Origin of the sequence: Pseudomonas sp. W22_MBD1_FP4, from assembly GCF_052113765.1 — a bacterium.
GTDB lineage: Bacteria > Pseudomonadota > Gammaproteobacteria > Pseudomonadales > Pseudomonadaceae > Aquipseudomonas > Aquipseudomonas sivasensis.
The window spans coordinates 160,471-180,424 of sequence record NZ_JBGQOI010000014.1; the positions used below are offsets into that span (position 1 = coordinate 160,471).

General features: G+C 54.2%; 16 protein-coding genes and 4 tRNA genes. All 20 read right to left on the reverse strand.

What is annotated here, in order from left to right; all coding sequences use genetic code 11:
• Positions 1 to 46: 46 nt before the first annotated feature.
• The 20 genes from rpsJ to birA all read right to left on the reverse strand — a co-directional run bounded on the left by rpsJ (position 47) and on the right by birA (position 19,773).
• On the reverse strand, positions 47 to 358 hold the full coding sequence (gene rpsJ, locus ACEN2T_RS19110) for a 30S ribosomal protein S10 (protein WP_003186070.1): 312 nt from the start codon (positions 356 to 358) through the stop codon (positions 47 to 49).
• Positions 359 to 517: 159 nt separating this feature from the next.
• Positions 518 to 1,711, reverse strand: coding sequence for an elongation factor Tu (gene tuf, locus ACEN2T_RS19115; RefSeq protein WP_003176426.1), 1,194 nt, complete (start codon positions 1,709 to 1,711; stop codon positions 518 to 520).
• Positions 1,712 to 1,741: 30 nt separating this feature from the next.
• Positions 1,742 to 3,847, reverse strand: a complete 2,106-nt coding sequence (fusA, locus tag ACEN2T_RS19120; RefSeq protein ID WP_010206921.1) for an elongation factor G — start codon at positions 3,845 to 3,847, stop codon at positions 1,742 to 1,744.
• A gap of 30 nt (positions 3,848 to 3,877) precedes the next feature.
• Positions 3,878 to 4,348 (reverse strand): 30S ribosomal protein S7, encoded by a 471-nt coding sequence (gene rpsG, locus ACEN2T_RS19125; RefSeq protein WP_002555493.1) that lies wholly within the window; start codon positions 4,346 to 4,348, stop codon positions 3,878 to 3,880.
• A gap of 118 nt (positions 4,349 to 4,466) precedes the next feature.
• Positions 4,467 to 4,838: a 30S ribosomal protein S12 gene (gene rpsL, locus ACEN2T_RS19130; protein ID WP_002555494.1), complete on the reverse strand. Its 372-nt coding sequence runs from the start codon at positions 4,836 to 4,838 to the stop codon at positions 4,467 to 4,469.
• A gap of 217 nt (positions 4,839 to 5,055) precedes the next feature.
• A complete protein-coding gene (gene rpoC, locus ACEN2T_RS19135) occupies positions 5,056 to 9,255 on the reverse strand; it encodes a DNA-directed RNA polymerase subunit beta' (protein WP_032884534.1) in 4,200 nt (1,399 codons plus the stop codon).
• Positions 9,256 to 9,319: 64 nt separating this feature from the next.
• The gene (gene rpoB / locus ACEN2T_RS19140) at positions 9,320 to 13,393 is read right to left on the reverse strand and encodes a DNA-directed RNA polymerase subunit beta (protein ID WP_032884533.1); all 4,074 of its coding nucleotides are present in this window, start codon (positions 13,391 to 13,393) and stop codon (positions 9,320 to 9,322) included.
• Between the two features lie 219 nt (positions 13,394 to 13,612).
• Positions 13,613 to 13,978, reverse strand: a complete 366-nt coding sequence (rplL, locus tag ACEN2T_RS19145) for a 50S ribosomal protein L7/L12 (RefSeq protein ID WP_003176432.1) — start codon at positions 13,976 to 13,978, stop codon at positions 13,613 to 13,615.
• A gap of 78 nt (positions 13,979 to 14,056) precedes the next feature.
• Positions 14,057 to 14,557, reverse strand: coding sequence for a 50S ribosomal protein L10 (rplJ, locus tag ACEN2T_RS19150; protein ID WP_003232405.1), 501 nt, complete (start codon positions 14,555 to 14,557; stop codon positions 14,057 to 14,059).
• A 199-nt stretch (positions 14,558 to 14,756) separates the two neighbouring features.
• On the reverse strand, positions 14,757 to 15,452 hold the full coding sequence (rplA, locus tag ACEN2T_RS19155; protein ID WP_032884532.1) for a 50S ribosomal protein L1: 696 nt from the start codon (positions 15,450 to 15,452) through the stop codon (positions 14,757 to 14,759).
• The gene (gene rplK, locus ACEN2T_RS19160; protein ID WP_003176435.1) at positions 15,452 to 15,883 is read right to left on the reverse strand and encodes a 50S ribosomal protein L11; all 432 of its coding nucleotides are present in this window, start codon (positions 15,881 to 15,883) and stop codon (positions 15,452 to 15,454) included. Before rplK ends, rplA begins: the two co-directional genes overlap by 1 nt.
• 117 nt (positions 15,884 to 16,000) lie before the next feature.
• The gene (gene nusG, locus ACEN2T_RS19165) at positions 16,001 to 16,534 is read right to left on the reverse strand and encodes a transcription termination/antitermination protein NusG (protein ID WP_003176436.1); all 534 of its coding nucleotides are present in this window, start codon (positions 16,532 to 16,534) and stop codon (positions 16,001 to 16,003) included.
• 9 nt (positions 16,535 to 16,543) lie between these two features.
• The gene (gene secE / locus ACEN2T_RS19170; protein ID WP_032884531.1) at positions 16,544 to 16,912 is read right to left on the reverse strand and encodes a preprotein translocase subunit SecE; all 369 of its coding nucleotides are present in this window, start codon (positions 16,910 to 16,912) and stop codon (positions 16,544 to 16,546) included.
• A 45-nt stretch (positions 16,913 to 16,957) separates the two neighbouring features.
• Positions 16,958 to 17,033 (reverse strand) — tRNA-Trp (locus ACEN2T_RS19175).
• A gap of 161 nt (positions 17,034 to 17,194) precedes the next feature.
• A tRNA-Thr gene (locus ACEN2T_RS19180) sits at positions 17,195 to 17,270 on the reverse strand.
• Between the two features lie 25 nt (positions 17,271 to 17,295).
• Positions 17,296 to 17,369 (reverse strand) — tRNA-Gly (locus tag ACEN2T_RS19185).
• A gap of 24 nt (positions 17,370 to 17,393) precedes the next feature.
• Positions 17,394 to 17,478, reverse strand: a tRNA-Tyr gene (locus ACEN2T_RS19190).
• A gap of 142 nt (positions 17,479 to 17,620) precedes the next feature.
• On the reverse strand, positions 17,621 to 18,067 hold the full coding sequence (locus tag ACEN2T_RS19195; protein WP_095186174.1) for a hypothetical protein: 447 nt from the start codon (positions 18,065 to 18,067) through the stop codon (positions 17,621 to 17,623).
• A 7-nt stretch (positions 18,068 to 18,074) separates the two neighbouring features.
• Positions 18,075 to 18,824, reverse strand: coding sequence for a pantothenate kinase (locus tag ACEN2T_RS19200; protein WP_442117315.1), 750 nt, complete (start codon positions 18,822 to 18,824; stop codon positions 18,075 to 18,077).
• Positions 18,814 to 19,773: a bifunctional biotin--[acetyl-CoA-carboxylase] ligase/biotin operon repressor BirA gene (gene birA, locus ACEN2T_RS19205; RefSeq protein WP_095186172.1), complete on the reverse strand. Its 960-nt coding sequence runs from the start codon at positions 19,771 to 19,773 to the stop codon at positions 18,814 to 18,816. The genes ACEN2T_RS19200 and birA overlap by 11 nt, the downstream gene beginning before the upstream one ends.
• Positions 19,774 to 19,954 lie beyond the last annotated feature (181 nt).

Consider the following 19,954-nt stretch of genomic DNA (forward strand, 5'->3'; position numbering starts at 1 on the left):
GCTATGGCCGCCCATTTCAGAGCGTTACACGACTAAGACCCAAGTCTTAGCCGAGGCTGATCTGAACTTCCACACCGGCCGCCAGATCAAGCTTCATAAGTGCATCAACGGTTTTATCCGTTGGCTGGACGATGTCCAGTACGCGCTTATGAGTACGGATCTCGTACTGGTCACGCGCGTCTTTGTTGACGTGCGGGGAGACCAGAACAGTGAACCGCTCTTTACGGGTAGGCAGTGGAATTGGACCACGCACTTGAGCACCAGTACGTTTCGCGGTTTCCACGATTTCCTGGGTGGATTGGTCGATCAGGCGATGGTCAAAAGCCTTCAACCTGATACGGATTTGCTGATTTTGCATTGGATTTCAGACTCCGGCTGCTATTCCCACCGAGCGCAATACGCCCGTTAAAAGGAGGCGCAATTCTATAGACGGCCCAGATGGGTGTCAACCCAATAAAAAAGGCCCCCGCTAAGCGGGGGCCTCCTCAAAACATCAGAGCTATCTCAGAAGAGATAATTACTCGATGATTTTAGCTACAACGCCAGCACCAACGGTACGGCCGCCTTCACGGATTGCGAAGCGCAGACCGTCTTCCATAGCGATGGTTTTGATCAGGGTGACAACCATTTTGATGTTGTCGCCTGGCATTACCATTTCTACGCCTTCCGGCAGTTCGCAGTTACCAGTAACGTCGGTAGTACGGAAGTAGAACTGTGGACGGTAGCCTTTGAAGAACGGAGTGTGACGACCGCCTTCTTCTTTGCTCAGCACGTACACTTCAGCTTCGAACTTGGTGTGCGGCTTAACCGAACCCGGCTTAACCAGAACCTGGCCACGCTCAACGTCGTCACGCTTGGTACCACGCAGCAGAACGCCGCAGTTCTCGCCCGCACGACCTTCGTCGAGCAGCTTACGGAACATTTCAACACCGGTGCAGGTGGTGACGGTAGTGTCACGCAGACCAACGATTTCCAGTGGATCTTGAACCTTAACGATACCGCGCTCGATACGACCAGTCACAACAGTACCACGACCGGAGATCGAGAATACGTCTTCGATTGGCATCAGGAACGGCTTGTCGATAACACGAACTGGATCTGGGATGTAGCTGTCCAGAGTCTCAACCAGTTTACGAACGGACGTGGTGCCCATTTCGTTGTCGTCTTTGCCTTCCAGAGCCATACGAGCAGAACCGATGATGATCGGAGTGTCGTCACCTGGGAAGTCGTAAGTGCTCAGCAGATCGCGCACTTCCATCTCAACCAGTTCCAGCAGCTCAGCGTCGTCTACCAGGTCAGCCTTGTTCAGGTAAACCACGATGTACGGAACGCCAACCTGGCGGGACAGCAGGATGTGCTCACGGGTTTGTGGCATCGGACCATCAGCGGCCGAGCAAACCAGGATCGCGCCGTCCATCTGAGCAGCACCGGTGATCATGTTCTTCACATAGTCGGCGTGACCTGGGCAGTCAACGTGAGCGTAGTGACGGATCAGCGAGTTGTATTCAACGTGCGCAGTGTTGATGGTGATACCACGAGCTTTTTCTTCTGGCGCGCTGTCGATTTTATCGAAATCAACGATTGCGGAACCGAACACTTCGGAGCAAACGCGAGTCAGAGCAGCAGTCAGAGTGGTTTTACCATGGTCAACGTGACCGATGGTGCCAACGTTGACGTGCGGTAGGGAACGATCAAATTTTTCTTTAGCCACGACAATTAACTCCTTGCCTAAAGGACTGAATCAGCCTTGTTTTTTGGATACAGTTTCAGCGATGTGCGCCGGAGCTGTGTTGTATTTTTTGAATTCCATAGAGTAGCTTGCGCGACCCTGGGACATGGAGCGAACGTCGGTCGCATAACCGAACATCTCACCCAACGGAACCTCGGCGCGAATCACTTTGCCGGAAACCGTGTCTTCCATACCCAAGATCATGCCGCGACGACGGTTAAGGTCGCCCATGACATCACCCATATAGTCTTCAGGTGTAACAACTTCTACCGCCATGATTGGCTCAAGCAACTCACCACCGCCCTTTTGGGCCAGTTGCTTGGTTGCCATGGAAGCAGCCACCTTAAACGCCATCTCGTTGGAGTCGACGTCGTGGTAAGAACCGTCAAAAACGGTTGCTTTCAGGCCGATCAGCGGATAGCCGGCAACAACACCGTTCTTCATCTGCTCTTCGATACCCTTCTGGATAGCAGGGATGTATTCCTTAGGAACAACACCACCCACTACTTCGTTCACGAATTGCAGACCTTCCTGACCTTCGTCAGCAGGAGCAAAACGGATCCAGCAGTGACCGAACTGACCACGACCGCCGGACTGACGAACGAACTTGCCTTCGATTTCACAGTTTTTCGTGATGCGCTCACGATAGGAAACCTGAGGCTTACCGATGTTGGCTTCGACGTTAAACTCACGGCGCATCCGGTCAACCAGGATGTCCAGGTGCAGCTCGCCCATGCCAGAGATGATCGTTTGACCAGTCTCTTCATCAGTCTTAACGCGGAAAGATGGATCTTCCTGAGCAAGCTTGCCCAAAGCGATACCCATTTTTTCCTGGTCATCCTTGGTCTTAGGCTCTACGGCAACCGAAATAACCGGCTCCGGGAAGTCCATGCGAACCAGGATGATTGGCTTAGCAGCGTCGCACAAAGTCTCACCAGTGGTGACATCCTTCATGCCGATCAGGGCCGCGATGTCACCAGCGCGCACTTCCTTGATCTCTTCACGGGCGTTTGCGTGCATTTGCACCATACGACCCACGCGCTCTTTCTTACCTTTAACCGAGTTGATCACACCGTCGCCGGACGCCAACACGCCCGAGTAAACGCGGACGAAAGTCAAGGTACCCACGAATGGGTCGGTAGCGATCTTGAACGCCAGGGCCGAGAACGGCTCGCTGTCGTCTGCATGACGCTCCATTTCCTCTTCCTCGTTATCAGGGTTGGTACCCTTGATAGCAGGAATGTCGGTTGGAGCAGGCAGGTAGTCGATCACAGCATCGAGAACCAGGGGAACACCCTTGTTCTTGAACGAGGAACCGCAAACAGCCAAGACGATCTCACCAGCGATAGTACGCTGACGCAGAGCGGCCTTGATTTCCACGTTGGTGAGTTCTTCACCTTCGAGGTACTTGTTCATCAGCTCTTCGCTGGCTTCGGCAGCAGCCTCAACCATGTTGTTGCGCCACTCGTCAGCCAGTTCCTGCAGTTCAGCAGGGATAGGCTTACGAACAGGAACCATACCTTTGTCGGAATCATTCCAGTAGACCGCTTCCATGTTGATCAGATCGATCTGACCCTGGAAGTTGTCCTCGGAACCGATAGCCAGTTGGATTGGCACCGGAGTGTGACCCAGACGCTGCTTGATCTGACCGATCACGCGCAGGAAGTTGGCACCAGCACGGTCCATCTTGTTTACGTAAACAAGACGTGGAACGCCGTATTTGTTGGCTTGACGCCATACGGTTTCCGACTGAGGCTCAACACCCGAAGTACCACAGAACACAACGACAGCGCCATCGAGTACGCGCAGGGAACGTTCAACTTCAATGGTGAAGTCTACGTGGCCCGGGGTATCGATTACGTTGAAGCGATGCTCGTCTTTGTACTGCTTCTCAGAACCTTTCCAGAAGGCGGTAATAGCAGCAGAAGTAATGGTAATACCACGCTCCTGCTCCTGAACCATCCAGTCTGTGGTCGCGGCGCCATCATGCACCTCGCCCATTTTGTGACTTTTGCCGGTGTAAAACAGTACGCGCTCGGTGGTGGTGGTTTTACCAGCATCCACGTGAGCAACGATACCGATGTTACGGTAGCGGCTAATCGGAGTAGTACGAGCCATAAAGCCCTCGCAAAATTAGTGAAGCTAAGATTAGAAGCGGTAGTGCGAGAAAGCTTTGTTAGCTTCAGCCATACGGTGCACGTCTTCACGCTTCTTAACAGCAGCACCTTTACCTTCAGCAGCGTCCAACAGTTCGCCAGCCAAACGCAGAGCCATAGACTTCTCGCCACGCTTACGGGCGAAGTCTACCAACCAGCGCATTGCCAGGGCGTTACGACGGGACGGACGAACTTCAACCGGAACCTGATAAGTAGCGCCGCCTACACGGCGCGACTTCACTTCGACCAGCGGAGCGATGGCGTCGAGAGCTTTCTCGAAGATTTCCAGGGGGTCGCTGTTCTTGCGTTCTTTAACCTTTTCCAGCGCGCCATAAACGATACGCTCGGCAACGGCTTTCTTGCCGCTTTCCATCACGTGGTTCATGAACTTGGCCAGAATTTGGCTTCCGTATTTTGGATCGTCAAGCACTTCGCGCTTGGCTGCTACGCGTCTTCTTGGCATGGATAAGCCCTCAAACGGTCTTCAGGTTCGCTCGGAATCAGTGCCCTTTCGGGACGCCTCCGACCTTACTCTTATCGACTCAGAAAATAAGATGGTTCAGTTTTACAAAAAGCCGCTACTACTTAGGCTTCTTGGTACCGTACTTCGAACGACCCTGGTTACGACCTTTAACGCCGGAAGTATCCAAGGAGCCGCGTACGGTGTGATAACGAACACCTGGCAAGTCTTTTACACGACCGCCACGAATCAGCACCACACTGTGCTCTTGCAGGTTGTGGCCTTCACCGCCGATGTACGAGGAAACCTCGAAACCGTTGGTCAGACGCACACGGCACACTTTACGCAGTGCCGAGTTAGGTTTTTTCGGCGTAGTGGTATACACGCGAGTGCATACGCCACGACGTTGCGGGCAGTTCTGCAGCGCAGGCACGTCGGATTTCTCGACGATACGCTTACGCGGCTGACGTACCAGCTGGTTGATAGTTGCCATCTACTAGCTCCACTGTTGTCTTGCGACGCTATTGTCTTGCAAGAAAAGCAAAAATGGCAGGAACGAATTCCCGCCAAATTTAGGGGTACAAGAGTCTAAAGAGGATCTTGCCCCCAGTCAAGGCAAGGCCCCGACCTCCCCTCTCGTCGAACCGGGGCAAAATTGCCTCGATCCGACGAATGGGACTGCCAGGGCCCAGACTTATTTATTGCAGAACTCAGTTACCGCTTGAGTTCAGCGCTTCGGTCAGTGCAGCTTCCACTTCACTGGCGCTTACGCGCAGCGGCTTGTCAGCATCACGGCGGCGCTTACGCTCGCTGTGGTAAGCCAAACCGGTACCAGCCGGGATCAGACGACCCACGACCACGTTTTCTTTCAGGCCGCGCAGGTAATCGCGCTTGCCGGTTACCGCTGCTTCGGTCAGTACGCGAGTGGTCTCCTGGAAGGAGGCCGCCGAGATGAACGACTCAGTGGACAACGACGCCTTGGTGATACCCAGCAGAACACGAGTGAACTTGGATACGAATTTCTCGTCGCCAGCCAGACGCTCGTTCTCTACCAGTACGTGAGTCAGTTCCATCTGGTCGCCCTTGATGAAACTGGAATCGCCGGATTCAGCGATTTCAACTTTACGCAGCATCTGACGCAGGATGGTCTCAATGTGCTTATCGTTGATCTTCACGCCTTGCAGACGATAAACATCCTGGATCTCGTTAACGATGTACTTGGCCAGCGCACTCACACCCAGCAGACGCAGGATGTCGTGTGGATCGCTCGGGCCGTCGGAGATAACTTCGCCGCGGTTTACCTGTTCGCCTTCGAAGACGTTCAGGTGACGCCACTTCGGAATCAGCTCTTCGTACGGATCGCTACCGTCGTTCGGGGTAATAACCAGACGGCGCTTGCCTTTGGTCTCTTTACCGAACGCGATGGTGCCGCTGACTTCAGCCAGAATCGATGCTTCTTTCGGACGACGAGCTTCGAACAAGTCGGCAACACGCGGCAGACCACCGGTGATGTCACGGGTCTTCGAAGTTTCTTGCGGGATACGAGCGATAACATCACCGATCGCAATCTTCGCACCATCCGCTACACCGACCAGGGCGTTAGCTGGCAGGAAGTACTGAGCGATTACGTCAGTGCCTGGCAGCAACAAGTCCTTGCCGTTGTCATCGACCATCTTAACGGCAGGACGGATGTCTTTACCGGCAGCTGGGCGATCTTTCGCGTCGAGTACTTCAATGTTGGTCATACCGGTCAATTCGTCAGTCTGACGCTTGATCGTGATGCCTTCTTCCATGCCCACGTAGGTCACGGTACCTTTCATTTCGGTAACGATTGGGTGAGTGTGCGGATCCCACTTGGCCACGATTGCGCCAGCGTCGACCTTGTCACCTTCTTTAACCGAAATCACAGCACCATACGGCAGCTTGTAACGCTCACGCTCACGACCGTAGTCGTCAGCGATTGCCAGCTCACCGGAACGGGATACCGCAACCAGACAGCCATCCACTCGCTCAACGTGCTTCAGGTTGTGCAGACGGACAGTACCGCCATTCTTCACCTGAACGCTGTCAGCTGCGGAGGTCCGGCTTGCCGCACCACCGATGTGGAACGTACGCATGGTCAGCTGGGTACCCGGCTCACCGATGGATTGGGCAGCGATAACGCCGACCGCTTCACCGATATTCACCTGGTGACCACGAGCCAAGTCACGGCCATAGCACTTGGCGCAAATACCGTAGCGGGTTTCGCAGCTAATCGGCGAGCGAACAATCACTTCGTCGATGCTGTTGAGTTCGATGAACTCGACCCACTTCTCATCAACCAGAGTGCCGGCAGGAACGATGATTTCCTCAGTACCTGGCTTGAACACGTCACGCGCAATAACACGACCCAATACGCGCTCACCCAGCGGCTCTACAACGTCACCGCCTTCAATGTGCGGAGTCATGAGCAGGCCGTGCTCGGTGCCGCAATCGATCTCGGTTACAACCAGATCTTGTGCAACGTCTACCAGACGACGTGTCAGGTAACCGGAGTTAGCGGTTTTCAACGCGGTATCCGCCAGACCTTTACGAGCGCCGTGAGTGGAGATGAAGTACTGAAGTACGCTCAAACCTTCACGGAAGTTCGCAGTAATCGGCGTTTCGATGATGGAACCGTCCGGCTTGGCCATCAGGCCACGCATACCGGCGAGCTGACGGATCTGCGCAGCAGAACCCCGTGCGCCCGAGTCGGCCATCATGTACATCGAGTTGAAGGACTCCTGGTCGACTTCGACGCCATGACGGTCGATGACTTTCTCTTTCGAGAGGTTGGCCATCATCGCCTTGGAAACTTCATCGTTCGCCTTGGACCAAAGGTCGATCACTTTGTTGTACTTCTCGCCCTGTGTTACCAGGCCCGAGGCGTACTGGCTTTCGATCTCTTTCACTTCGTCAGTAGCAGCACTGATGATGCGGGCTTTTTCATCCGGGATAACAAAGTCGTTAACACCGATGGAAACGCCGGAAATGGTCGAATAAGCAAAACCGGTGTACATCAACTGGTCAGCGAAGATAACAGTCTCTTTCAAACCAACCACGCGGTAGCACTGGTTGATCAATTTGGAGATCGCCTTTTTCTTCATCGGCAGGTTGACGACATCGTACGACAGACCTTTTGGCACAACTTGATACAACAGTGCACGGCCAACAGTAGTGTCGACGATACGAACGTTGCTCACGCTTCCGCCATCACGATCGTTGACGGTTTCGTGGATCCGCACCTTGACCTTGGCGTGCAATGCGGCTTCGCCGGCACGGAACACACGGTCAACTTCCTGCAAGTCCGCAAATACACGACCTTCGCCTTTGGCGTTGATCGCTTCACGCGTCATGTAGTACAGACCCAATACAACGTCCTGCGACGGAACGATGATTGGCTCACCGTTGGCTGGCGATAGGATGTTGTTGGTCGACATCATCAACGCACGCGCTTCCAGCTGGGCTTCCAGCGTCAGCGGTACGTGCACGGCCATTTGGTCGCCGTCGAAGTCGGCGTTGTACGCAGCACAGACCAGAGGGTGCAGCTGAATAGCCTTACCTTCGATCAGTACCGGTTCAAACGCCTGGATACCCAGACGGTGAAGGGTCGGTGCACGGTTGAGGAGGACCGGGTGTTCGCGAATCACTTCAGCAAGAACGTCCCAAACCTCTGGCAGTTCGCGCTCGACCATTTTCTTGGCCGCTTTGATGGTGGTCGCGAGACCGCGCATTTCCAGCTTGCCGAAGATGAACGGCTTGAACAGCTCGAGAGCCATCTTCTTAGGCAGACCGCACTGGTGCAGGCGCAGGGTCGGGCCTACGGTAATTACCGAACGACCGGAGTAGTCAACACGCTTACCGAGCAAGTTCTGACGGAAACGACCTTGCTTACCCTTGATCATGTCGGCCAGGGATTTCAGAGGACGCTTGTTGGAACCCGTGATAGCGCGACCACGACGACCGTTGTCAAGCAGGGCATCAACCGCTTCTTGCAACATACGCTTTTCGTTGCGCACGATGATGTCCGGAGCGGACAGATCAAGCAGGCGCTTCAAGCGGTTGTTACGGTTGATCACGCGACGGTATAGGTCGTTGAGGTCGGAGGTCGCAAAACGACCGCCGTCCAACGGTACCAGCGGACGCAGGTCTGGCGGCAGAACCGGCAGAACGGTCAGCACCATCCACTCTGGCAAGTTGCCGGAACCCTGGAAGGCTTCCATCAACTTCAGACGCTTGGACAGCTTCTTGATCTTGGTTTCGGAGTTGGTTTGCGGAATTTCTTCACGCAGACGGCCAATCTCGTGTTCCAGGTCGATAGCGTGCAACAGTTCGCGGACCGCTTCGGCACCCATGCGGGCATCGAAATCGTCGCCGAACTCTTCCAGCGCTTCGAAGTACTGCTCGTCGTTCAGCAACTGACCCTTTTCAAGGGTGGTCATGCCTGGGTCGATAACGACATAGCTCTCGAAGTAGAGAACGCGCTCGATATCACGCAGGGTCATGTCCATCAGCAAACCGATACGGGACGGCAGCGATTTCAGGAACCAGATGTGAGCAACCGGCGAAGCCAGTTCGATGTGCGCCATGCGCTCACGACGAACCTTGGCCAGTGCAACTTCAACGCCACACTTCTCGCAGATCACACCACGGTGTTTCAAGCGCTTGTACTTACCGCACAGGCACTCGTAATCCTTTACCGGGCCAAAGATCTTGGCGCAGAACAGGCCGTCACGTTCAGGTTTGAACGTACGGTAGTTGATGGTTTCCGGTTTTTTAACTTCACCGAACGACCACGAACGGATCATCTCAGGCGATGCCAACCCAATACGGATGGCGTCGAACTCTTCGACTTGACCCTGGTTTTTCAGCAAATTCAGTAGGTCTTTCAAGGCCTTTCCTCCTGGCGGAGCAGAGAGCGGGCTAAACAGCCCCGCTCTCGATTCGCGTCACGTGTTATTCGGTTTCCAGATCGATATCGATGCCGAGGGAACGAATTTCTTTGATCAACACGTTGAAAGACTCGGGCATGCCCGGCTCCATACGGTGATCGCCGTCCACGATGTTTTTGTACATCTTGGTCCGACCGTTCACATCGTCCGACTTCACTGTGAGCATTTCTTGCAGAGTGTAAGCAGCACCGTATGCTTCCAGTGCCCAGACCTCCATCTCCCCGAAACGCTGACCACCGAACTGAGCCTTACCACCCAGCGGCTGCTGGGTAACCAGGCTGTACGAACCGGTAGAACGAGCGTGCATCTTATCGTCTACCAAGTGGTTCAGCTTCAGCATGTACATGTAGCCAACAGTAACCGGGCGCTCAAACTTGTTGCCGGTACGGCCGTCGAACAGCTGCATCTGGCCGCTTTCTGGCAGGTCTGCCAGTTTCAGCATGGCCTTGATTTCGCTTTCCTTGGCACCGTCGAACACCGGGGTAGCCATCGGAACGCCACCGCGCAGGTTCTTCGCCAGATCCAGGATTTCCTGGTCGGAGAAGGTGTCCAACTCTTCGTTGCGACCGCCGATCTCGTTGTAGATCTCGTGCAGGAACTTACGCAGGTCTGCGACCTTGCGCTGCTCTTCGATCATACGGTTGATCTTCTCGCCCAGACCTTTGGCCGCGAGGCCCAGGTGGGTTTCAAGGATCTGACCAACGTTCATACGCGAAGGTACGCCCAGCGGGTTGAGGACCACGTCGACCGGAGTGCCATTGGCATCGTGCGGCATGTCTTCAACGGGCATGATCACGGAGACCACACCTTTGTTACCGTGACGACCGGCCATCTTGTCGCCCGGCTGGATGCGACGACGGATTGCCAGGTAAACCTTGACGATTTTCAGCACGCCTGGAGCCAGGTCATCGCCCTGCTGCAGTTTGCGCTTCTTATCTTCGAACTTGTCGTCCAGCAGACGGCGGCGATCAACGATGTACGCCTGGGCCTTCTCGAGCTGCTCGTTCAGAGCATCTTCAGCCATGCGCAGTTTGAACCACTGGCCGTGCTCAAGACCGTCGAGGATTTCGTCGGTGATGTCCTGACCTTTCTTAAGACCTGCGCCGCCTTCAGCCTTGTGGCCTACCAAAGCGGAACGCAGACGTTCGAAGGTAGCGCCTTCAACGATACGGAACTCTTCGTTCAGGTCCTTGCGGATCTCGTCGAGCTGAGTCTTCTCGATGGACAGCGCACGAGCATCACGCTCAACGCCATCACGGGTGAAGACCTGTACGTCGATGACAGTGCCCTTGGTACCAGTAGGTACACGCAGGGAGGTGTCTTTAACGTCGCTGGCTTTTTCACCGAAGATGGCACGCAACAGCTTCTCTTCTGGAGTCAGTTGGGTCTCGCCTTTCGGAGTGACCTTACCCACCAGGATGTCGCCTGCGCCAACTTCAGCACCTACATAAACGATACCGGCTTCGTCCAGCTTGTTCAGTGCAGCTTCACCCACGTTCGGGATGTCCGCAGTGATCTCCTCCGGCCCAAGCTTGGTGTCACGTGCCACACAGGTCAGTTCCTGAATGTGGATCGTGGTGAAGCGGTCTTCTTGAACAACACGCTCGGACAGGCAGATGGAGTCTTCGAAGTTGAAGCCGTTCCACGCCATGAACGCGATGCGCATGTTCTGACCCAGTGCCAGTTCACCCATGTCGGTGGACGGGCCGTCGGCCATGATGTCGCTACGCTGGACGCGATCACCCTTGCTCACCAGCGGACGCTGATTGATGCAGGTGTTCTGGTTCGAGCGGGTGTATTTGGTCAGGTTGTAGATGTCGACACCGGCTTCGCCAGTTTCAACTTCATCATCAGCAACACGAACCACGATACGGCTGGCATCAACAGAGTCGATCACGCCGCCACGACGAGCCACGACGCAAACGCCGGAGTCACGCGCTACGTTACGCTCCATGCCGGTACCTACCAGCGGCTTGTCAGCGCGCAGGGTCGGTACAGCTTGACGCTGCATGTTGGAACCCATCAACGCACGGTTGGCGTCATCGTGCTCCAGGAACGGGATCAGCGACGCTGCAACCGAAACTACCTGCTTCGGCGAAACGTCCATCAAAGTGACGTCTTCCGGCGCCTTGACGGTGAACTCATTCAGGTGACGAACAGCTACCAGCTCGTCAATCAGGACTTTCTTATCGTTCATCGTGGCCGAAGCCTGAGCGATCACGTGATCAGCTTCTTCGATGGCGGACAGGAACACGATCTCGTCAGTGACCAGAGCGTCTTTCACCACACGGTACGGGCTCTCGAGGAAACCGTATTGGTTAGTGCGCGCGTAGGCCGCCAAGGAGTTGATCAGACCGATGTTCGGACCTTCCGGTGTTTCGATCGGGCAAACGCGACCGTAGTGCGTCGGGTGTACGTCACGAACTTCAAAGCCAGCACGTTCACGGGTCAGACCGCCCGGGCCCAGTGCGGAAACACGGCGTTTGTGGGTGATCTCGGAGAGAGGGTTGTTCTGGTCCATGAACTGCGAGAGCTGGCTGGAACCGAAGAACTCTTTCACCGCCGCAGCCACTGGCTTGGCGTTGATCAGGTCTTGCGGCATCAGGCCTTCGCTTTCAGCCATCGACAGACGCTCTTTGACCGCACGCTCAACACGCACCAGACCAACGCGGAACTGGTTCTCGGCCATTTCGCCTACGCAGCGAACACGACGGTTACCCAGGTGGTCGATGTCATCGACGATGCCTTTACCGTTACGGATGTCGACTAGAGTCTTCAGTACCGCAACGATGTCTTCTTTGCACAACACGCCCGAACCTTCGATCTCGGTACGACCGATACGACGGTTGAACTTCATCCGACCGACCGCAGACAGGTCGTAACGCTCAGGGCTGAAGAACAGGTTGTTGAACAGGGTCTCAGCAGCGTCTTTGGTTGGTGGCTCGCCAGGACGCATCATGCGATAGATCTCGACTAGCGCTTCCAGTTGGTTGCTGGTGGAGTCAATCTTCAACGTGTCAGAGACGAACGGACCGCAGTCGATATCGTTGGTATACAGGGTCTCGATGCGAACAACCTGAGCCTTGGCGATTTTGGCCAGGATCTCAGTGTTCAGCTCGGTATTGCACTCAGCCAGGATTTCGCCTGTAGCCGGGTGAACGATGACCTTGGCGGTAGTGCGGCCCAGGACGTAGTCCAGAGGCACTTCCAGCGACTTGATACCGGCCTTTTCGATCTGGTTGATGTGGCGCGCAGTAATACGACGGCCAGCCTCAACGATTACCTTGCCATTCTCATCCTGGATATCCAGGACAGCAATTTCACCACGCAGACGCGATGCGATGAGCTCCAGGCTGAGGGTTTCATCCTTCAGGCTGAATACGTTGGTGGTGTAGAAAGCGTCCAGCACCTGCTCGGTGGTATAGCCGAGCGCGCGCAGCAGCACAGAAGCTGGCAGCTTGCGGCGACGGTCGATACGCACGAACACGCAGTCTTTAGGATCGAACTCGAAGTCCAACCAAGAACCGCGGTACGGAATGATCCGCGCGGAGTACAGGAGTTTGCCGGAGCTGTGCGTCTTGCCGCGGTCGTGATCGAAGAACACACCCGGTGAACGATGCAGCTGAGAAACGATAACACGCTCGGTACCGTTGATAACGAAGGTACCGTTTTCAGTCATCAGTGGGATTTCACCCATGTAGACTTCTTGCTCTTTGATGTCCTTGATCGCTTTATTCGACGACTCTTTGTCGAAAATGATCAGACGGACTTTTACCCGCAAAGGTACGGCGTACGTAACACCGCGCAACACGCATTCTTTGACATCAAATGCCGGTTCGCCCAGGCGATAACCGACGTACTCCAGCGCAGCATTGCCGGAGTAGCTGATGATCGGGAAAACGGATTTGAAGGCCGCATGCAGGCCCACGTCGCGGAACTGATCTTTGGTCGCTCCCGCCTGCAAGAATTCACGATACGAATCCAGCTGGATAGCCAGAAGGTACGGGACATCCATGACGTCCGGCAACTTGCTAAAGTCCTTGCGGATACGTTTTTTCTCAGTATATGAGTAAGCCATCAGCGTTCCCCAGCTTGGTCACCTGCTTGTTTGGCCCCTCCGACGGGAGCAGCCAGAAAATCTTGCAAACCCCATGGTTTGCACCACCGCTTCGGGTGGCTACAGCGCGTTAATGGCGGCGACCGAGTCGACAGCCAATAACGGAAAAAGGCCGGTGGCAAGAGCCACCAGCCATCAGCCTTCAGCTTAACGCTTGGGCTGGAGACGCAAAGTCGATGCTTACTTCAGCTCGACTTTAGCGCCTGCTTCTTCCAGAGTAGCTTTGGCTTTGTCAGCTGCGTCTTTCGACACTGCTTCCAGAACCTGGGCAGGAGCGCCGTCAACTACAGCCTTGGCTTCTTTCAGGCCCAGACCGGTCAGTTCACGCACTGCCTTGATCACGTTTACTTTCTTCTCGCCAGCTTCCAGCAGCATGACGTTGAATTCGGTTTGCTCTTCAGCAGCAACAGCAGCAACTGCTGGGCCAGCGGAAGCAGCGGCAGCGGAAACGCCGAATTTTTCTTCGAAAGCTTTGATCAGCTCAACAACCTGCAGAACCGACATTTCAGCTACGGCGTTGAGGATATCGTCTTGGGAGATAGACATTGCTGTATTTCCTGAATTGGGGGACGGCCTACGCGGCCATCGAAATAAACAAAAATACGCGAGAGAAGTCGCTCAGCCTTAGGCTGCGGCAGCTTCTTTTTGCTCGCGAACTGCAGCCAGAGTACGAGCCAGCTTGCTGGTAGCGCCTTGAATCACGCTCATCAGCTGCGAAATGGCTTCGTCGCGGGTCGGCAATGTTGCCAGTACGTCGATTTGGTTAGCTGCGAGGAACTTGCCCTCGAACGCAGCTGCCTTGATCTCGAACTTATCCTGACTCTTGGCAAATTCCTTGAACAAACGGGCAGCAGCGCCTGGATGATCTTTGGAGAACGCGATCAGAGTCGGGCCGGTGAACACGTCATTGAGAACACTGTATTCAGTGTCAGCAACAGCGCGCTTGAGCAGGGTGTTACGTACAACACGTACGTATACGCCAGCTTCACGAGCCTCTTTACGGAGTCCGGTCATAGCGCCTACTGTCACACCACGGGCATCAGCCACGACAGCGGACAGGGCAGCTTTGGCAGCCTCGTTGACTTCAGCGACGATGGCCTTCTTGTCTTCGAGATTAATTGCCACGGGTTTAACTCCTGCTTGTTACCGTTTCATCTGGCCTAGGCCGGATGTCGTTTTGGTGTCTGATTCGGTAAGGAACCGGGAGCACCATCTGCGTAGGCTTTTGGTTTAAGACTTGCGTCGCCTACGGTCTTGGATAGCCCCCGCCAGGCAGGGACCCCAATTTTTTCAATTGACGCAATCGCTTGCGTCAATCTGTGTCTTATACGTCCAGCGAGCCTTGGTCGATGACCAGACCTGGGCCCATAGTGGTGCTCAGGGTAACGCGCTTGACGTAGATACCTTTAGAAGAAGCTGGCTTGATACGCTTAAGATCAGCGATCAGGGCTTCAACGTTTTCCTTCAGCTTGACGGCGTCGAAACCGACCTTGCCAACGGAGGTGTGAATGATGCCGTTTTTGTCGGTGCGATAACGAACCTGACCAGCCTTGGCGTTTTTAACCGCGGTAGCTACGTCTGGCGTTACAGTGCCGACTTTAGGGTTAGGCATCAGGCCACGTGGACCAAGGATCTGACCCAACTGACCTACAACACGCATTGCATCCGGGGAGGCAATAACTACGTCGTAGTTCAGGTCGCCGCCTTTCATTTCGGCAGCCAGGTCGTCCATGCCAACGCGATCAGCGCCAGCGGCCAGAGCAGCTTCAGCTGCCGGGCCTTGGGTGAAGACGGCTACACGTACAGTCTTGCCAGTACCGTGTGGCAGCACAGTAGCGCTACGAACGACTTGGTCGGACTTACGCGGGTCCACACCCAGGTTTACAGCAACGTCAACGGACTCGCTGAATTTGACAGTCGACAACTCGGTCAACAGGGCTGCAGCGTCTACAAAGCTGTAGGCCTTGCCTGCTTCGATTTTGCCGGCGATAGCCTTTTGGCGCTTGGTCAGCTTAGCCATTACACACCCTCCACGTTAAGGCCCATGCTACGAGCAGAACCGGCGATGGTACGCACGGCTGCATCCATATCAGCTGCAGTCAGATCCGCGTTTTTGGTTTTCGCGATTTCTTCCAGCTGAGCACGAGTTACAGTGCCGACTTTAACGGTGTTAGGACGAGCGGAACCGCTAGTCAGACCAGCAGCCTTCTTCAGCAGAACCGAAGCCGGGGTCGACTTAGTTTCGAAAGTGAAGCTACGGTCGCTGTATACAGTGATGATCACTGGAGTCGGCAGACCTGGTTCAAGACCCTGAGTACGGGCGTTGAAGGCCTTGCAGAATTCCATGATGTTCACGCCATGCTGACCCAGAGCTGGACCAACAGGTGGGCTTGGGTTGGCCTGAGCGGCCTTCACTTGCAGCTTGATGTAAGCGGTAATTTTCTTGGCCATGAGGCACTCCAATTACGGGTTCAAACGCCTCGAAAGGCTCCCCGGTTACTTGCGCGTTTATCCCAGTGACGACAAAACCCCACAGCCTAAGGCTGCGGGGTTGGGATGCTTAGCCAGCTAGACCTTCTCGACCTGGCTGAACTCCAACTCTACAGGAGTAGAGCGACCGAAAATGAGCACTGCCACTTGGATCCGGCTCTTCTCGTAGTTAACCTCTTCGACAGTGCCGTTAAAATCAGCAAACGGACCATCTGTAACACGAACAACCTCACCCGGCTCGAACAAAGTCTTCGGCTTAGGCTTGTCACTACCATCAGCAACGCGACGCAGAATTGCTTCTGCCTCTTTATCAGTGATCGGAGCAGGCTTATCAGCGGTACCGCCAATGAAACCCATGACACGAGGCGTATCCTTGACCAAATGCCAAGTACCTTCATTCATGTCCATCTGAACCAAAACATAGCCAGGGAAGAACTTACGCTCACTTTTACGCTTCTGACCATTCCGCATTTCAACCACTTCTTCAGTGGGAACCAGAATTTCGCCGAAGCCATCTTCCATGCCTGCCAGCTTCACGCGCTCTAGCAAAGAGCGCATAACATGCTTCTCGTAACCCGAGTAAGCATGAACAACGTACCAACGCTTAGCCACGGGACACCCTTAGCCAACAATCAAGGAAACAAGCCAACCGAGCAGGGAATCAAGCCCCCACAACAGCAACGCCATAACCAGAACAACAGCCACAACAATCAACGTGGTCTGCGTGGTTTCTTGGCGAGTCGGCCAAACGACTTTACGGATTTCGGTGCGAGCTTCCTTTACCAGTACCGCAAAAGACTTGCCTTTAGCAGTCTGCAAGCCCACAAAGGCAGCCACAGCAGCAATAACAAGCAAAGCGAGCACACGGTACAGGATCGGCGAAGCAGAATAGTACTGATTGCCAACTACGCCTACGACCACCAACGCTACAACAACTAGCCACTTGACGAGATCGAAACGAGAGCTTTGAGCTTCAGCCTTAGGAGTCATCTATGAAGATCCTGTGAAAAGAAAGCCAGACACACCACGCGAATCTGGCAGGTCAGGAGGGAATCGAACCCCCAACCTACGGTTTTGGAGACCGTCGCTCTGCCAATTGAGCTACTGACCTAAAACAAAATCAGGCCGACCATTATGCAGGCCTGAAAAAGACTTTACAACAACCAACCCCAACAGACTTGAGACAACCTGGCAAAACCACCAGATACAAAACACTCAAGCCGAGGCAGCTGTTAAAACAAAGGCAGATATTTTCATATCTGCCTTGTTATATGGAGCTCTTGAGCGGATTTGAACCGCTGACCTCACCCTTACCAAGGGTGTGCTCTACCAACTGAGCTACAAGAGCAAAACACATGCACAACCTGCAAACTTGGAGCGGGTAGCGGGAATCGAACCCGCATCATCAGCTTGGAAGGCTGAGGTTCTACCACTAAACTATACCCGCGGAGCTTGCAGCTCACGCTAAAAATGGTGGAGGGGGAAGGATTCGAACCTTCGAAGTCGTAGACGTCAGATTTACAGTCTGATCCCTTTGGCCGCTCGGGAACCCCTCCTAAGCGAGCCGGCATTTTACATTACGCCGACCTTCTGTCAAGCATTTTCTCATTTAAATTATGAGGTTAGGTGCATTGACGCCGCATCTCATTAAATCCCCCTAAAGGTCTTCACTGCGAAGCGGGCGCCATTCTATGCAAACTATTCGACAGTTGCAATGCCTTCGCACAGCATTATTTTATGTTTTAACTCATTGAATTCCTTAACAAGGTTTTCAAAGGGCAGATCTTCAGCCAGGCGCCGGCTTTCCGGGGCCACCCGGAGCCAGTAACCTTGAGCATCTGGCGTACTCAGCAGTTGAACCTTGACCTTTATATCCAAGCTAGTGAGACGCTGCTCGACAGATTGCGCTTGGCGCTGGTCTGTAAATCCACCAATGTACAAACAGGTATTTTGCGAATCAGATACCTTTGCCCGCTCCCTGCGGATCACCGCATCCGAAGATTCACTCAGCAGACGAATATCCTGCTGAGCACCTCGATAGAGACTCAGAGGAGTAACGTCTTTAGCGCGCAGCGGGGCCTCTTGCTGGTGCCATATGTAGTAAAAGGCGTTGAGGATCAGTAAAAGCAAAAACAGCCAACGCATAAACACCTCAAGATAACGGGCACGCCATCGCCAGACCAACGAAAACCAAATCAGGAACGAGTCGAGCCTGCGGCACAGAGCCCAATACCAAATCAGCATCTCCGCCAGTCAGGAATATACTGAAGTCATCGCCCCAGTAGCTGCGCGCGAGCTCTAGCTGGGTCAGAACAAATCCTCGAAGCATCAACGCACAGCCTCGCTCTACTGCCTCGACTGTTGTACGACCTGGTGAGAGGCACTCCAAAGCCCTTTCAGCAGCGGCATCGCCATACCTTATCTTTCGTGTATGTGTACGCAGCTGATTCCTCATGAGAGACATGCCCGGACAAATAAAGCCTCCCAGGTGCTCGCCATCCTCAGCTATAAAATCTGCAGTCGCCGCAGTGCCAAAATCGAGCACCAAGCAGGCACCCGAGGCCAATTTAAATCCACCGAGCATTGCCAACCAGCGATCCAGACCAAGGCGCTCAAAATCTTCGTAGCCGTTACGTACCCCAGCCACTTCACGAGCTGAAGCAGCACTGGTAACAGCAACACCAAATGTCTCCACAAGCGCTTCAACCAGTTTTTCCGTCTCTTCCTGCGCACGGACGCTCACCAACCTGCAACGCGTCAGCAACAACTCAGGCAGCGCCAGCAGGCTATCAATCAAGGCAGCATCCGAACCTGCAACACCTTCAGCCGAGGCGTTCACCCCGCTCGAATCAAGCACACGCCATTTGATAAAGCTATTCCCACAGTCGAGCTCAAGAATCATCACGCAACCTCAGGCTTAGCTCACCACCACTGTATATTTTCTCAACACCATCAACACTCAAACGCAAAGCACCTTGACGATCAACACCCAGCACCACTCCATCGACCTGGTTGACACCGGCTATAAGCGACACAGCCCTCCCCTGCCAAGCGTGATTTTTCTCCCACTCATTCTGAAGCTCGGCAAAACCTAGCACCCGGTGTCGACCCAAGTAGCCTTGCAACTGCAAACCCAGCCGGGCAATCAGGGCGTTTCGATCAACAGGAAAACCCGTCTCTAACTGCACTGATGTCCATTGCTGATCAACCTCGTCAGCCTTCTGCATATTGACGTTGATGCCTATTCCAAGGACAACGTGACAGATATCAGCAGGATCCCCTACGAGCTCCAGCAAAATCCCGGCAATTTTCTTTTGCCCTACGAGAACGTCGTTTGGCCATTTTAAAGTCGCAGTCTGAACTCCAGACTCACGCAGGGCTTGCATGACCGCCAATCCAACCACAAGACTTAAGCCTTCCAACTGCCGAAGACCATCCTCAATACGCAATACAAGGCTGTAATAGACATTCTGGGCAAATGGACTGACCCACTTTCGACCACGCCTGCCTCTTCCCGCCGTTTGCTGCTCCGCAAGCACCAGAAAGGGCGTCGCGCACTCAACCCCAGCAAGACGCAAAGCTTCGGCATTTGTTGAGTCAATGGAATCGTAGATATGGATAGGCCATGCTAAATCAGGGGCATGCTGCTCAATTTCCGCAGCACTCAAGAAAACCAATGGGGATGCTAATTGATACCCCTTTCCACGAACCTTATGAACAGGCAGATTCAATTCGGCCTCAAGGTGCTGGAGTTGCTTCCAGACAGCACTGCGACTGACGCCCAGGGCGGCGCCAAGTGCTTCCCCGGAATGAAATCGGCCATCTTTCAGAAGTTCTAACAACGTCAGCATGCAAGTATCGCCTCACAATGAGGAACGCATGATAGCCATGCGAAAGACCATTGCATAGAAAGGCAGGCGTTTAGCCCTGAAGGCGTCCATGAGAAAACCTGCCGGCACTTTCCGCCCGCCCAAAACAAAACCCCATCTGCTTTCGCAAATGGGGTTTCGGAATTTAATCTTGACGATGACC